Source organism: Abiotrophia defectiva ATCC 49176 (assembly GCF_000160075.2).
Classification (GTDB): Bacteria; Bacillota; Bacilli; order Lactobacillales; family Aerococcaceae; genus Abiotrophia; species Abiotrophia defectiva.
This window is the reverse complement of record NZ_KI535340.1, coordinates 1,209,725-1,225,859: the sequence shown is the minus strand read 5'-3', so window position 1 is coordinate 1,225,859 and position 16,135 is coordinate 1,209,725. Positions and strand designations below refer to the sequence as shown.

The window sequence follows — 16,135 nt, the reverse complement described above, 5'->3', positions numbered from 1 at the left end:
AATACAACGATGCAATGTTTTTCCGCATTCTTTAAAAAAGAAAAAGCAGGGACCGCGTCCCTGCTTGCTCATGCGATTAAAATTAGTCGTCCTTGCGGTCGTCTTCTACGGCAACTACTTGGCCAGTTTGGGCATCTACCTTGACTTCAACGTCGACGTCACCGTTCTTGTAGGTCAGGGTCCATACGGTTGCTTCCCCATCACGGTCTAATTCCCAATGATCTAGCTTCAAGTCCTTGACATCGGCCCCCGCTTCGGCAGCAGCTTTGATGTCCTTGAATTCCTTCATCTTCTCTAAGTTAAGACCTTCCTCGCGACGTTCTACGCCCCCTTGTTTAGCCTTAACCAAGCTTTGTTCAGACTTAGCAACTTCTGCGCCTGTGCCAGCGTTAATCTTGAGTTCGTATTCATTTTCGTCATCGACTGCTTCGAATTCTACCACATAGAACTTCAAGTCATCATCATACTTCAATTCAACAGTGGTTAAATCTTGCTTAGGATGTGCATCACGGTAGAATTTGATGAATTCTTCTGCGGTCTTAGTGACTTGCTCATAAGTCGTCGCATTTTGCTTAGTGGTCTCATTGCTGCTAGCATTGGCTGCTGTTGAGCTAGAATCTGAGCTAGAGCTTGAGGATTGAGCCAAAACGCTCGGAGCTAGGCTAGCAGTTAGGGAGAGGGCCACCAAGGCTGTTGTCAATTTTTTCTTCAGTGTCATAGTAAAGACCTCCTATACTTTTAACTTGTCTTTATGATAACACGACAATTGTAGAATGTCAACCTATAAACCAATTATTCTTCTGAAACTAACTTCTCAACCCACTCGGCATTGACCATGAGTTGTAGGTTGGACTCGTGCTGGGTCATGCGGTCGCCCCAACGCTCTAAGATTAAATCATAGTGATCCGGATCGAAGGCAATGAAGGCTACAATGTCATCCTCATGCATGAGAATGAATTGCTTCTGCCCTGTCTCCCCATCCACATAGAACTGGACCCGCTCCACCTGGGCAGTCGGATACTGCTCCAGGAAGGTGGCCTGAAGGTAGTATTTCAAGAGCTCGATTACCCGGTCATCCAGGCCCGCCTCGAAAATAAAAATCTTCTCCCACAAATCACGCAATTCCGGCACAATGCGGAAGCGATAGCCCGCCTTACGTTGGACATAGCCTTCCTCGCGGAAATAAATGGTCCGCAAGTCATGGGCAATCTGGACATGCTTTTCAGGTTGAGGTTCGTAGTAGACCATGAAGACATGCTTAGGGTCATGGTAGAGATAGCCATAATTGACGAAGGTGTCGTAGCCACAGTTGTCACAGTGGAAAGCCAAGAGATCGGTCGACATGACTAGGGGCTTGAGTTCAGGGTTGGCGCTAATATTAATGCTGTCATAGGCCAGGAAATCTTGCGTATGGTTACAGTTAGGACAAACCATGGGATAGGTATGGTGTCGGGTCATAAGGTCACTCCTTTATTTTTTCTTCCTATATATATCAAAAGATTCAGTTGCGCGCAACTGAATCTTGAAGTTGACTTAACGGGTATTGGCGACATTGCCGTAGGTTTCAGTCAGAACAAACTCAGGGTTACCTGCCTGATCTTCGACTGCAATGAGGCCTGCTTTTGGTGCATAGTAGAGGTAGATCGTGCCACTTGGCAATTCACGCGACACCTTAATGGTGTTCTCGTAGCGCTTGCCATTGATGACATAGGTCATAGGATTAGCCACCACTGTGTTTTTAACCGCCTTATCATAGCCGGTATAGTAGACCTTGCCCACCGTCAAATCCGCTGGCAAAATCAAAGCCTTCTTGTCGTCCTTGGCCGCGTCTGTGGTCCGTTTGTCTTCCACATCGCTATAGGTGTCAAAGTGCGCGAGTTCGTAGAGACCGTCCTGTCTAATCTGGTAGATATAACAGTTAGAGCTGGTCCCTTCCAGGACAGAGATTTGGAAAATCCCGTTGGCATCTGGCGAATATTCCATAATGACATCCCGGGCGCCACCTTCTACCCCATTGCCCACATAGTGGTAATTGACGAAATGGATATAGGGAGCACTCTCGGACCAGTCTGGTTTGGCATAGACTGGCTGCCCCATTCCTAATAGGAACACGGCTAGTAGGCCCAACAAGACCCAGCCACGACGCGCTATGGATTTTTTGTTCCGCATCGTATTTCCCCCTTTTCGACAGACTTACTACTTTACTCTCTTATTCTAACACAAATTCCGCCAAACGGAAGGAGTTTAGCAAGAATAAACTATGAATTTTTAATGAATGACAAAAACAAGAGCCTGGGACCAAATCCCAAGCTCTTGTCAGTCTGTCAGGTAGACAGATTTTATTTGGTTTGGCCTTGATGCGCTTAGCTCAATGGCTCTTCTTCATCCTTGCGTTTACCGGTGGCGACTAAACCTAGTCCTGCTAATACAGCAAGCGCTGCTGCAGAGAAGAAGGTCTGGTTGCTGGTTTCCCCAGTTGCTGGCAAGAGGCCTTGTTTCTTCGCATCACAATCTGGACATGGCACATAGCTTGGCGCAGGGTTAACTGCGGCGATATCAGCTAGGGCTTGTTCCAGCAGAGCTTGAACTTGAGCCTGGCTGGTGGCTTGGTCGATGGCATCCTTGGCTTTCTGAGCCAGTTCCTCGACCTCCGCAATGGCCTTGGCCTTGTCAGCGTCATTCAAATCGGTGCGAGCCTTGAGGGCCTCAATCTTAGCCTTAGCGGCTGCATCGATAGCTGCCTTGGCATCGGACTTGGTGTCAGAACTTGGGTTAAAGTCATTCATCCCGTCTAAACCAAGTTTGGTTGCAGCATCAACTTCCGCGTTGGTGGTTGCAGCATCGATGGCATCCTTGGCCTTGCTTGCAGCTTCTGCCAACTTAGCCTTAGCTGCATCCTTCTCTTCTTGCGTCAAGTCGGTGCGAGCATCGATGGCGTCTGACTTAGCCTTGAGGGCTGCGTCAATGGCTGCCTTGGCGCTTGTCTTCTTGTCGGCACTTGGGTTGAAGCTGTCAATGGTGTCATTGCCAAGCTTGCTTGCGGCATCAACTTCCGCGTTGGTGGTTGCGGCATCAATCGCATCCTTGGCCTTGCTTGCATCTTCCGCCAACTTAGCCTTAGCTGCATCCTTCTCTTCTTGCGTCAAGTCGGTGCGAGCATCGATAGCGTCTGACTTAGCCTTGAGGGCTGCGTCAATGGCTGCCTTGGCCGTCGTCTTCTTGTCGGCTGTTGGGTTGAAGCTGTCAATGGTGTCATTGCCAAGCTTGCTTGCAGCATCAACTTCCGCGTTGGTGCTTGCCGCATCGATAGCATCCTTAGCCTTGCTTGCGGCTTCTGCCAACTTAGCCTTAGCTGCATCCTTCTCTTCTTGCGTCAAGTCGGTGCGAGCATCGATGGCGTCTGACTTAGCCTTGAGGGCGGCGTCAATGGCTGCTTTGGCTGTCGTCTTCTTGTCGGCTGTTGGGTTGATGGCTACGATGGCTGTTTCACCCTTGCCTTGCTCAGTTGCTACATCCGCGTTGTTTGTTGCGTCGTCAATCGCATCCTTGGCTGCTTGAGCGGCGGCGTTCACTTCTTTAATAGCTGCGTCCTTCTCTTCGCGAGTTAAGGTGTTGTCAGCTTCGATTGCTGCCTTCTTAGCGTCAGCTGCTTTATCAACTTCTGCTTTAGCTTTTGGTTTCGCGTCCGCTACTGGGTTTACGGCGTTGATGGCTGTTTCGCCCTTGCCTTGTTCAGTTGCCACATCCGCGTTAGTGGTTGCGGCATCGATGGCATCCTTAGCTGCTTGCGCGGCATCGTTAACTTGCTTGATGGCTGCATCCTTCTCTTCGCGAGTTAAGGTGTTGTCAGCTTCGATTGCTGCCTTCTTAGCGTCAGCTGCTTTGTCAACTTCTGCCTTAGCTTTTGGCTTAGCGTCTGCTACTGGGTTGATAGCTGCAATGGCTGTCTCGCCCTTGCCTTGTTCAGTTGACACATCCGCATTGTTAGTTGCGGCATCAATCGCTTCCTTGGCTGCCTTAGCGGCATCATCTACTTGCTTGATGGCTGCATCCTTCTCTTCACGAGTTAAGGTGTTGTCGGCTTCGATTGCAGCCTTCTTGGCGTCAGCTGCTTTATCGACTTCGGCCTTAGCCTTAGGTTTCGCGTCCGCTACTGGGTTGATGGCTGCGATGGCTGTTTCGCCCTTGCCTTGTTCGGTCGCTACATCCGCGTTGGTGGTTGCGGCGTCGATGGCGTCCTTAGCGGCTTGAGCTGCATCGTTAACTTGCTTGATGGCTGCATCCTTCTCTTCGCGAGTTAAGGTGTTATCAGCTTCAATAGCTGACTTCTTAGCATCAGCTGCTTTATCAACTTCTGCCTTAGCCTTCGGCTTAGCATCCGCTACTGGGTTCACTGCGTTAATCGCTGTTTCACCCTTGCCTTGTTCGGTCGCTACATCTGCGTTAGTGGTTGCAGCGTCAATCGCATCCTTAGCGGCTTGCGCGGCATCGTTAACTTCCTTAATCGCTGCATCTTTCTCTTCGCGTGTGAGGGTGTTGTCAGCTTCGATGGCGGCTTTCTTAGCGTCGGCTGCTTTATCAACTTCGGCTTTGGCCTTAGGTTTCGCGTCGGCTACTGGGTTCACTGCGTTAATCGCTGTTTCACCCTTGCCTTGCTCAGTTGCTACATCCGCGTTGGTTGTTGCAGCATCGATGGCGTCCTTAGCTGCTTGAGCTGCGGCATCTACCTGCTTGATGGCTGCATCCTTCTCTTCACGAGTGAGGGTGTTGTCAGCTTCAATAGCTGCTTTCTTGGCATCAGCTGCATCTTGCACCGCTTGCTTAGCTGCTGGCTTAGCATTTGGTGTTGGGTTGACGTCTGTGATGGCCTTGACGCCAGCGTCTTTCTCTGCACCAACTTGGGCAGCAGTCGTCGCAGCATCAATAGCATCCTTGGCTGCCTTAGCGGCATCATCCACTTGCTTAATAGCCGCATCTTTTTCTTCCTGGGTTAAATCAGGACGATTTTGGATAGCATCCTTCTTAAGCGCAGCGGCTGCATCGACAGCGGCCTTAGCATCTGTCTTAGTAACTGAAGCTGGGGTCACTGCGGCAATGGCTGCGAGGCCGTTGCCTTTGGCGTTGGTCACGTCGCCGTTATTGCTTGCAGCATCGATGGCATCCTTAGCGGCTTGTGCGGCGTCATCCACTTGCTTGATAGCTGCGTCCTTCTCTTCACGAGTCAAATCAGGACGGTCTTCAATGGCTTGTTTCTTAGCATCAGCGGCTGCTTGAATTTCATCTTTGGCTGTTGGCTTAGCGACAGGTGTTGGGTTGACGGCATTGATTGCGTCCACGCCCTTACCTTGCTCAGCGGTCACATCAGTGTTGTTGCTTGCGGCATCAACGGCATTCTTAGCGGTATCTGCTGCTGCTTGAACTTGCGCCTTGGCTGCGTCTTTCTCTTCTTGAGTTAGACGGTCATCAGCCTGGATGGCTGCCTTCTTAGCGTCGGCTGCATCTTGAATGGCTTGCTTAGCTGTTGGCTTAGCCACTGGACTTGGGTTGACCGCATTGATTGCGTCCACGCTGCTGTCCTTTTGAGTTTTAACTGCATCGTTATCAGCTGCTTGGTCGATGGCGTCTTTGGCTGCTTGAGCAGCTGCGTCAACTTGAGCGATGGCATTCGCCTTCTCTTCGTCGGTCAAAGCGTCATTGGATTGGATAGCATTTTTCTTAGCTGTCGCTGCATCTTCGATGGCTTGTTTAGCTGCTGGCTTGGCCGATGGGGTTTGTGGCACATCGTTGATGGCTTGCGTGCCCTCGGTTTGCTTAGCAGTGACGTCTTCGTTGGTTGTCGCTGCGTCGATGGCATTCTTAGCCTTAGTTGCTTCAGCGTCCACCTTGGCCTTGGCTGCATCCTTCTCCTCACGAGTCAAAGCATTATCAGCCTCGATGGCTGCCTTCTTAGCGTCAGCTGCTTGGTCGATGGCATTCTTAGCGTCAGTCTTCGCTGTTGGCGTTTGTGGTACGGCGTTGATGGCTTGAGAGCCTTCATTTTGTTTAGCAGTAACATCTTCGTTTGTTGTCGCTGCGTCGATGGCGTCCTTAGCTTTTTTAGCTTCTTCATCCACTTTAGCTTTGGCTGCGTCCTTCTCTTGACGAGTTAGAGTGTTGTCCGCCTCGATTGCTGCTTTCTTGTCGTTAGCTGCTTGATCGATTGCATTCTTGGCATCAGTTTTCGCTGTTGGTGTTTGTGGAACGGCGTTGATGGCTTGAGTGCCCTCGGTTTGCTTAGCAGTTACATCCTCGTTGGTTGTCGCTGCATCGATGGCGTCTTTGGCCTTCTTAGCTTCCTCATCCACCTTAGCTTTGGCTGCATCCTTCTCTTGACGAGTTAGGGTGTTGTCCGCCTCGATTGCTGCCTTCTTGTCGTTAGATGCTTGGTCGATGGCATTCTTAGCATCAGTTTTCGCTGTCGGTGTTTGTGGGACGGCGTTAATCGCGTCCTTACCAGCATCTTTCTGAGCTGTTACGTCCTCGTTGGTGGTTGCGGCATCGATGGCATCTTTTGCCTTCTTGGCTTCCTCGTCCACCTTAGCTTTAGCAGCATCTTTTTCCTGACGAGTTAGAGCTGGATCGTTTTCAATCGCATTCTTCTTGTCAGTTGCAGCTTGATCTACTGCATTCTTGGCATCAGTCTTAGCGGTTGGCGTTTGCGGCACTGCGTTAATCGCATCCTTACCAGCATCTTTCTGAGCTGTTACGTCCTCGTTGGTGGTTGCGGCATCGATGGCATCTTTTGCCTTCTTGGCTTCCTCGTCCACTTTTGACTTAGCTGCGTCTTTCTCCTGACGAGTTAAGGCTGGATCGTTCTCGATTGCATTCTTCTTATCAGTTGCAGCTTGATCGATTGCGTTCTTGGCATCAGTTTTCGCGGTCGGTGTTTGTGGAACGGCGTTAATCGCGTCCTTGCCGGCATCTTTCTGAGCTGTCACGTCCTCGTTAGTGGTTGCTGCGTCGATAGCGTCCTTAGCTTTCTTCGCTTCTTCATCCACCTTAGCCTTAGCCGCATCTTTTTCCTGACGAGTTAGAGCTGGGTCGTTTTCGATCGCATTCTTCTTATCAGTTGCAGCTTGATCGATTGCGTTCTTAGCATCAGTCTTCGCTGTTGGCGTTTGAGGGACGGCGTTGATTGCTTGGGTGCCATCGGTTTGCTTAGCAGTTACATCTTCGTTGGTTGTCGCTGCATCGATGGCATCCTTAGCTTTCTTGGCTTCGTCATCCACCTTAGCTTTAGCTGCGTCTTTTTCCTGACGAGTTAGAGCTGGATCGTTCTCAATCGCATTCTTCTTGTCAGTAGCAGCTTGATCTACTGCGTTCTTGGCGTCAGTCTTCGCTGTTGGTGTTTGTGGAACGGCGTTGATAGCGTCCTTACCAGCATCTTTCTGAGCCGTTACATCCTCGTTGGTGGTCGCTGCGTCGATAGCATCCTTAGCTTTCTTCGCTTCTTCATCCACCTTAGCTTTAGCTGCGTCTTTTTCTTGACGGGTTAAAGTGTTGTCGGCTTCGATTGCATTCTTCTTGTCGTTAGCTGCTTGGTCGATCGCGTTCTTGGCATCAGTCTTCGCTGTTGGTGTTTGTGGGACTGCGTTGATCGCTTGAGTGCCGTCGTTTTGCTTAGCAGTGACATCCTCGTTAGTAGTTGCTGCATCGATGGCATCTTTGGCCTTCTTAGCTTCATCATCAACTTTAGCTTTAGCCGCATCCTTCTCTTGGCGAGTCAGGGTGTTGTCGGCTTCGATCGCTGCTTTCTTATCGTTAGCTGCTTGATCAATCGCGTTCTTAGCGTCAGTCTTAGCCGTCGGCGTTTGTGGAACGGCGTTAATCGCGTCTTTACCAGCATCTTTCTGAGCCGTTACATCCTCACTAGTCGTAGCCGCATCGATGGCATCCTTAGCTTTCTTAGCTTCTTCGTCCACTTTAGCCTTAGCCGCGTCTTTTTCCTGACGAGTTAGAGCTGCGTCGTTCTCGATTGCATTCTTCTTATCAGTTGCAGCTTGATCGATTGCGTTCTTGGCATCAGTTTTCGCGGTCGGTGTTTGTGGAACGGCGTTAATCGCGTCCTTGCCGGCGTCTTTCTGAGCTGTCACGTCCTCGTTAGTGGTTGCTGCGTCGATGGCATCCTTAGCTTTCTTGGCTTCTTCGTCCACTTTCGCCTTGGCTGCATCCTTTTCTTGGCGAGTCAAGGTGTTGTCGGCCTCGATTGCTGCCTTCTTGTCGTTAGCTGCTTGATCGATTGCGTTCTTAGCATCAGTCTTCGCTGTTGGCGTTTGAGGGACGGCGTTGATGGCTTGGGTGCCTTCGGTTTGTTTAGCTGTGACATCTTCATTTGTTGTCGCTGCATCGATGGCATCCTTAGCTTTCTTGGCTTCTTCGTCGACCTTAGCCTTAGCTGCATCTTTTTCTTGACGAGTTAGAGCTGGATCGTTTTCGATCGCATTCTTCTTATCAGTTGCAGCTTGGTCGATCGCGTTCTTGGCGTCGGTCTTAGCCGTTGGTGTTTGTGGAACTGCGTTGATAGCTTGCGTACCCTGGTTTTGCTTAGCAGTTACATCCTCGTTGGTTGTCGCTGCATCGATGGCATCCTTAGCTTTCTTGGCTTCTTCGTCCACCTTAGCTTTAGCCGCGTCTTTTTCCTGACGAGTTAGAGCTGGGTCGTTCTCGATCGCATTCTTCTTATCAGTTGCAGCTTGGTCTATCGCGTTCTTGGCATCAGTTTTCGCTGTTGGCGTTTGTGGAACGGCGTTAATCGCGTCCTTGCCGGCGTCTTTCTGAGCTGTTACGTCCTCGTTGGTTGTTGCTGCGTCGATGGCGTCTTTTGCCTTCTTAGCCTCTTCATCCACTTTAGCTTTGGCTGCGTCCTTCTCTTGACGAGTTAGGGTGTTGTCCGCCTCGATTGCTGCTTTCTTGTCGTTAGCTGCTTGGTCTATCGCGTTCTTGGCGTCGGTCTTAGCCGTTGGCGTTTGTGGAACGGCGTTAATCGCGTCCTTACCGGCGTCTTTCTGAGCTGTTACGTCCTCATCGCTTGTTGCCGCGTCAATGGCGTTTTTGGCCTTGGTTACTTCTTGGTCAACTTTAGACTTGGCTGCATCCTTCTCTTGACGAGTGAGGGTGTTATCAGCTTCGATGGCTGCTTTCTTAGCGTCAGCAGCTTGATCGATGGCGTTCTTGGCATCAGTCTTAGCGGTTGGGGTTTGTTGGACATCATTGATGGCCTGAGTACCCTCATTCTGCTTAGCCGTCACATCGTTATTAGTTGTCGCAGCATCGATGGCATCTTTAGCCTTCTTCGCTTCGGCGTCAACTTTGGCTTTAGCGGCTTCTTTTTCTTGACGGGTCAAGTTAGGATCTTTCTCAATCGCATCTTTCTTCGCATCAGCTGCTTGAGTAATCGCATTTTTTGCGTCAGTCTTAGCTGTCGGTGTTTGTGGCACTGCGTTGATAGCTTGCGTACCTTCATTTTGCTTGGCTGTTACATCCGCATTGCTTGTCGCTGCATCGATGGCGTCCTTAGCTTTCTTCGCTTCGGCATCAACTTTCGCTTTGGCAGCGTCTTTCTCTTCGCGAGTTAAAGCGGGGTCGTTTTCGATGGCAGACTTCTTGTCAGTTGCTGCTTGATCTACCGCGTTCTTGGCATCTGTCTTAGCTGTTGGTGTTTGTGGCACCGCGTTGATGGCTTTGGTACCTTCGTTTTGCTTAGCTGTCACATCTGCATTAGAAGTTGCGGCATCAATGGCGTCCTTTGCCTTCTTAGCTTCGGCATCAACTTTCGCCTTAGCCGCGTCTTTCTCTTCACGAGTTAAAGCTGGGTCGTTCTCGATGGCTGACTTCTTGTCAGTAGCTGCTTGATCCACCGCGTTCTTGGCATCTGTCTTAGCCGTTGGCGTTTGTGGTACATCATTAATTGCTTTGGTACCTTCGTTTTGCTTAGCTGTCACATCTGCATTAGAAGTTGCGGCATCAATGGCGTCCTTTGCCTTCTTAGCTTCGGCGTCTACCTTAGCTTTAGCAGCATCCTTCTCTTCGCGAGTCAAGTTAGGGTCTTTCTCAATCGCGTCCTTCTTAGCGTCCGCTGCTTGAGTCACCGCATTCTTGGCGTCTGTTTTAGCTGTTGGCGTTTGTGGTACTGAATTGATGGCTTGTGTACCTTCGTTTTGCTTAGCCGTCACGTCATCGTTACTTGTTGCAGCATCGATGGCATTCTTGGCCTTAGTAGCTTCGGCGTCTACTTTCGCCTTAGCTGCATCCTTCTCTTCGCGAGTTAAGTTTGGATCATTCTCGATAGCATCCTTCTTAGCGTCCGCTGCCTGAGTCACCGCGTTCTTGGCGTCAGTTTTAGCTTTAGGCGTTTGTGGCACTGCGTTGATAGCTTGCGTACCTTCGTTCTGCTTAGCTGTCACATCTGCATTGCTGGTTGCAGCATCGATGGCATCCTTAGCTTTCTTCGCTTCTGCATCAACTTTTGCCTTAGCGGCATCCTTCTCTTCACGAGTTAAAGCTGGATCATTTTCGATGGCTGACTTCTTGTCAGTAGCTGCTTGATCCACCGCGTTCTTGGCGTCAGTTTTAGCTTTAGGCGTTTGTGGCACTGCATTAATAGCTTGCGTACCTTCGTTCTGCTTAGCCGTCACGTCATCGTTGCTTGTCGCGGCATCGATGGCATTCTTAGCCTTAGTTGCTTCGGCGTCTACCTTAGCTTTGGCCATATCCTTCTCTTCGCGAGTTAAGTTTGGATCGTTTTCGATGGCTGACTTCTTGTCTTCAGCGGCCTGAGTCACTGCGTTCTTGGCATCAGTCTTAGCTGTCGGCGTTTGTGGTACTGCATTGATGGCTTGCGTACCTTCATTTTGCTTAGCCGTCACATCATCGTTGCTTGTCGTGGCATCGATGGCATTCTTAGCCTTAGTCGCCTCGGCGTCTACCTTAGCTTTGGCTGCATCCTTCTCTTCGCGAGTCAAGTTTGGATCGTTTTCGATGGCTGACTTCTTGTCTTCAGCTGCTTGAGTGACCGCGTTCTTGGCATCAGTTTTAGCCGTTGGCGTTTGCGGCACATCATTGATGGCTTTGGTGCCCTCATTTTGCTTAGCCGTCACATCCGCGTTAGTATTTGCCGCATCAATAGCTTGGCGCGCCTTGTTGGTTTCTTGATCCACCTTGGCGATGGCTGCGTCTTTTTCTTGACGAGTTAGGTTTGGATCGTTTTCGATGGCTTGCTTCTTAGCATCTGCGGCTTGTTCTACCGCTGCTTTGGCAGCATTCTTAGCCGCTGGCGTTTGTGGCACGTTGTTAATGGCTTGGGTGCCTTGGGCTTGCTTAGCGGCTACATCCGCATTGCTGGTCGCATCATTGATGGCCTGACGAGCCTTGGCTGCTTCTTCCTCAACCTTGCGGATAGCAGCTTCCTTCTCTTCCTGGGTCAAAGTCGTATCATTGTTGATTACGGCCTTCTTGTCAGTCGCTGCCTGATCCACCGCTGCAATGGCATTGAGCTTGGTGGTTGGGACGGCTGGCACATCGCTAATCTTTTGAAGCCCTTGGTCCTTGGCCCGGTCTACGTCGGCCTTGGATCTTGAAGCGTCCACCGCTGCTTGAGCCTTGGCTGCTTCATCTTCCACTTGCTTAATGGCCGCTGCTTTCTCTTCTTGAGTCAAAGCATTGTTGGCCGTAATGGCTGCTTTCTTAGCATCTGCCGCATTTTGGATGGCTGCCTTGGCCGTATCTTTAGCACTTGGCTGGCTGTCATCTAGGGCTTTGATGGCTTGGATAGCTGCCTTACCTTGGTTGACGGCATTGTTGACATCGCCATTAGAGCCAGCTGCATCAATGGCGGCCTTGGCATCACGCGCGGCATCTTGTACTTTCTTGATGGCCGCTGCCTTCTCTTCATCTGTCAACTTAGTATTAGCCTGGAATTCTGCCTCTCTATCACGAGCCGCTTGGTCGATAGCATTCCGAGCGTCTGGTTTTACGACAGCTGTAGGATTAATCCCTTGAATTTGAGCCACACCATTATCTTTGGCACCCGCAACTCCCGTATTGTTGCGTGCTTGGTTGACCGCGTCTTTGGCCGCTTGCGCCTTGGCCGTTAGGTCTGCCAGGGCATTATTGCGCTCTTCGGTGGTCAATTCATTCCGACCCTGCAATTCTTGACGTTTGGCTTGTTCAGCCGCTTCAATGGCCGCAATGGCTTGCGCCTTCTGGGTCCCTTGAGGATTAATGTTGTTAATAGCGGTTGTCCCAGCCGTCTTAGCCTGGTTAACCCCGTTATTGTCGTTAGCAGCTTGAACTTGAGTCTTGGCATTAGCCAAAGCTTGGTCCACCTGCTGGATGGCTTGCGCCTTCTCTTCATCCGTCAACTGATTATTATTGTTGATAGCTTGGCGTTTGGCTGCTGCTACTTGTTCCAAAGCTTGGCTGGCAGCTGGCTTGGTCGTACCTTGCGGATTAATAGCATTAATAGCCTTAACCCCATCGCTGTCGGCCTTAGCCAAGGTCGCGTTGGTATGGTTCTGGTTAATGGCAGCTTCAGCCGCTGTTTGGGCAGCATCTACCTGACGCAGGGCATCGGCTTGTTCTTCGGCTGTTAGGTTGGCATTGTCGCGAATAGCCTGACGCTTAGCATCGGCTGCTTGGCGCACATGGCCCAAAGCCTCTGGGTACTTGGCTGCTGGCGTTGGTAAATTATTGACCGCATTCAGCCCTTGGTCGCGGGCGGTAGTCACGGCCTGGTTGTTGGCCGCGCTGGCAACCTTGGCCTTTGCCGCATCGCGCGCAGTCCGTACCTGATCCATGAAGGCTTGCTTCTCTTCACGAGTCAAATCTGGTCGTTGGCTGATTTCATTGATCTTGTTAACGGCGGCTTGTTCTAGGGCATCGTTAGCCGCTGGTTTAGCCACCGGCACAGGGTTGACCGCATTAATGTCTGAGGTCCCCTTGTTTTGGGCTGCATTACGAGCAGCCGTTGTCTTAGCCTGGTCAATACCAGCTAAAGCCGCATTCTTAGCTGCTTCTACCTTGGCTTTTTCGGCCGCCTTTTCTTCAGCGGTCAAATTATTGTTATTGTCGATGGCTGCGTTCTTGGCGTTGGCCGCATTATTAACGGCTGTCTTAGCCTCTTCACGAGGTAAAGTGAAGGCTACTTTGACTTGAACCGTGTTATTAGACAGCTTGTCCTGACTGTCGCGAGCCCGCAGGGTAACGGTGTATTCCCCTTCAACGCTTGGGTCGATGGCTGCAACTGTCTGTCCATTCTTGCTGTAGGAGACAATGTCGGCTTGGACAGGCGTCCCGTTGGTTTGACGTGCATCGTCTTCAAGGTCATTCACACGCACCATAGACTTGATGGTCGCGTCACTTATGGCTTGGTCAACATTAAGTGTTGTAGAAGGTGTTGTAACAGCAATGGTTGGAGCAGCGTTGGTCGCATTCCCTGAGGTCATGCGATGTTCAGGAACGACTTGTCCTGAGTTGTATCGAGGGACAATCCGTAATCCTGCCACTACAGGCACGGTTTCAGGACCCAAGGGGCGATCTTTGCCTTTATATTTAAGAACTGTATCGCCAGCTTCCTTAATCTTGAACTCATCAGACGTTGTGATACGAATCCGTTGATAGCCGAATTGCGCACCTGGTAGCACTTCAATTTTCTTAATCAAATCAGGCTTGGCGGTGTCTTTTCTTAAGAAAGTCCCCCCGCCATGAACTTTCCATGCAGAAGTGATTGAATCACGAGTAATCGCTAACTGCGAACGGTTATCATCACTCCCAAATTTACCCTCTTGAGTTAAGTTAGCCTCTAAGGACATGAAGAGGGCATCGTGAGGGACGGCAAGTTCAATATATTTTTGACCAGCAATCATCTTGCCATAACCTGAACGATTAGAGCTAGATAAATTGTTTTCTAAAATTAAGAAGGTCCCAAGGTCCACAGTTTTGCGCACCACAGCACTTTCTTGACCGTTCATAATTTGGACAACTTCAATTGCTTTGCCCTTTCCAGTAATATACTGGCTATCGCGCATTGGCTTGAGCAGATTGATGGTCCAATTCCCCTGTCTATCAACACGGGTTGTTTGTACGCTATTGTCTTGCAAGGTGACTTTGATGGTCGCCCCTGGAATCCCGGTACCGGTAATAGTAGCATCAGTAGATGACAGTTTGTCTTCATATGTGCCATTTACGGTCGGCTCTGCAGTAGCTGCTGGTCTTGCTAAATTAGTGGTCACGTCATCCAAATAGGATTTGTATGTATCCCCACTTCGCTTGCCAGTGATAAGGACTCTGCCATCAGATGTGATGTCAATATTGCGCTCAGTCAGGCCGCGACCTGGGTTGAGGCGGATGTAGGCTGCCTTAAGGCGGCGTTTCTCATCATTGGATAGGTTTTGTGGATCCACTACGGGGATGGCATTGGCGCCACTTGGCTCGATTAGGTCAGTAAATTTACCGGTCCCAATCCCGCGCAGGCTGGTACCAGTCGGCATAGGTTGGCCTTGGTTGTTTGGCCGTGGCATGGAAGCTGTGGCTGGTTTTTCAACTGGCTTGACGGCATAACCTGGCGTCCGGCGGCTGTCATTGTCCCGGCTTGGCTTGAGGTTAGTCTGGCCTGTTTCGTCTGGCTTAGCAGGGGTCTCCTGAGATTGGCTAGAATGACTGCTTGAAGCTTCACTCGAGCTGGAGCTCTCTGAGGATTGGCTGCTCTCGCTACTTTGTGATTGGGATTCAGAAGTCGCCAAAGAAGCCTGCTCATTAGAGCTGGATTCAAGAGACTCCTGGCTTGAGCTGGAAGCTTGGACTTCCGCAGCCTGAGCTTGCTCAGGGCCTTGGCTGGCTTCTGGTGCTGAGGTGCTAGTTTGGCTAGCGACTACTTGAGCAGCTTGGGCATTGCTGGAACCGAAGAGGATGAAGGACCCTACGGCTACAGAAGCAACCCCTACACTAAGTTTCTTAATGGCATAGTGCGTGACTTTTTCGCCTTCACGCAAGCGGCGCAAATGAAAATTATTTTTTCCTAACATAGCTATCTCCTTTTTTCATTCGTGATAATGGCTGTCTATCAAGGAAAAGCACTTACGGGGGGTGCCCTTCAGACAGAATCATACAAGCTATATATTAGCACAAATCCATAAGAAAACCTACACCAATTTGATAGAATTTCATATTCAAAATGAAATTTCATCATCCTTGCCTTTACTTATCAGATTTTTGTCTTCTCAAAAATGACATCCTTTGCGAATGAATGACGGCAAACCCCACTACTATAGGCATCAGAAGCTTCACAAGCACTGCCTAACTTGTCGCTATTTTTATTGCTGAGCCCAACAAAAAATTGCCAACATTTTATGCCACGCTCCGATGCCCCTCTTCGGCCTATCCACCCCACAACAAAAAAAGGACGGAAGCAAGCTTCCATCCTTCTCTCTTACTGACTAGTCCTCGAAGACCACGTCGGTCTGTTGGGTCAGCATTTCTTTAATTTTTGGATAGTATTCGTGGAATTGGGCCTCACGGTCGCTGACGGGCTTGCCTTCGGCAACTTCCGCCATGTTCTGCAGGGCAATCATCCAGCTGGTCAAGTCCTTAGGACTGTGGTCGTTAAGCTCAGCCAGCCACTCGGTGAAGATCAGGGTGGTCTTACCAGGCTCTAACTCATGCAGTTCGAAGGTCACAATGTTCAAGTCCCAGGTAAAGGACAAGTAAGCATTAGGCTCCACATCCAGAACCATCATGTCTTCATGGCCGCCTGTCTTATAGTTGAACTTGAGGCTGGCCCCTGTCTCCAGGCCTTGGAATTCTAGCTCTGGATACCAGGATTGCAGCTTGTCATTTTCCGTTAAGAGGGACCAAACTTGCTCCTTAGGCAGGCTGAAAACGCCGCTGAATTGGACGCTAACGCCTTGGTTTTCCTCGTGACCATGATCGTGGCCACAGCCGCAGCCGCAACCTGCATGGTCATGGGCGTGAGCGTGTTCATGATGGTGGTCATGGCCACAGCCGCAAGCATGCTCGTGGTGGTGATGATGGTCATGGCCGCAACCACAGGAATGATCGTGGTCATGATGTTGACAGTGCTCGTGTTCACTCATAGGCCTTA

General features: G+C 50.3%; 5 protein-coding genes. All 5 read right to left on the bottom strand.

The annotated features are described in order from the left end of the window. Positions 1 to 82: 82 nt before the first annotated feature. Positions 83 to 718 carry a PepSY domain-containing protein gene (locus GCWU000182_RS05680; protein ID WP_023391847.1) on the bottom strand — a complete coding sequence of 212 codons (636 nt, stop codon included), beginning with the start codon at positions 716 to 718 and terminating at the stop codon, positions 83 to 85. 74 nt (positions 719 to 792) lie between these two features. Continuing rightward, on the bottom strand, positions 793 to 1,458 hold the full coding sequence (locus GCWU000182_RS09630) for a CpXC domain-containing protein (protein ID WP_051372932.1): 666 nt from the start codon (positions 1,456 to 1,458) through the stop codon (positions 793 to 795). Between the two features lie 75 nt (positions 1,459 to 1,533). After that, on the bottom strand, positions 1,534 to 2,169 hold the full coding sequence (locus GCWU000182_RS09625) for a hypothetical protein (protein WP_023391845.1): 636 nt from the start codon (positions 2,167 to 2,169) through the stop codon (positions 1,534 to 1,536). A gap of 194 nt (positions 2,170 to 2,363) precedes the next feature. Then, positions 2,364 to 15,059, bottom strand: a complete 12,696-nt coding sequence (locus GCWU000182_RS10195) for a YSIRK signal domain/LPXTG anchor domain surface protein (protein ID WP_023391844.1) — start codon at positions 15,057 to 15,059, stop codon at positions 2,364 to 2,366. A gap of 411 nt (positions 15,060 to 15,470) precedes the next feature. Further along, a complete protein-coding gene (locus GCWU000182_RS09615) occupies positions 15,471 to 16,127 on the bottom strand; it encodes an SRPBCC domain-containing protein (protein WP_051372931.1) in 657 nt (218 codons plus the stop codon). Positions 16,128 to 16,135: the final 8 nt, after the last annotated feature.

Excerpts from the sequence above, each read along its gene's own strand:
- GCWU000182_RS05680 (WP_023391847.1), bottom strand. The coding sequence starts at position 718 with ATGACACTGAAGAAAAAATTGACAACAGCCTTGGTGGCCCTCTCCCTA.
- GCWU000182_RS09630 (WP_051372932.1), bottom strand. The coding sequence starts at position 1,458 with ATGACCCGACACCATACCTATCCCATGGTTTGTCCTAACTGTAACCAT.
- GCWU000182_RS09625 (WP_023391845.1), bottom strand. The coding sequence starts at position 2,169 with ATGCGGAACAAAAAATCCATAGCGCGTCGTGGCTGGGTCTTGTTGGGC.
- GCWU000182_RS10195 (WP_023391844.1), bottom strand. The coding sequence starts at position 15,059 with ATGTTAGGAAAAAATAATTTTCATTTGCGCCGCTTGCGTGAAGGCGAA.
- GCWU000182_RS09615 (WP_051372931.1), bottom strand. The coding sequence starts at position 16,127 with ATGAGTGAACACGAGCACTGTCAACATCATGACCACGATCATTCCTGT.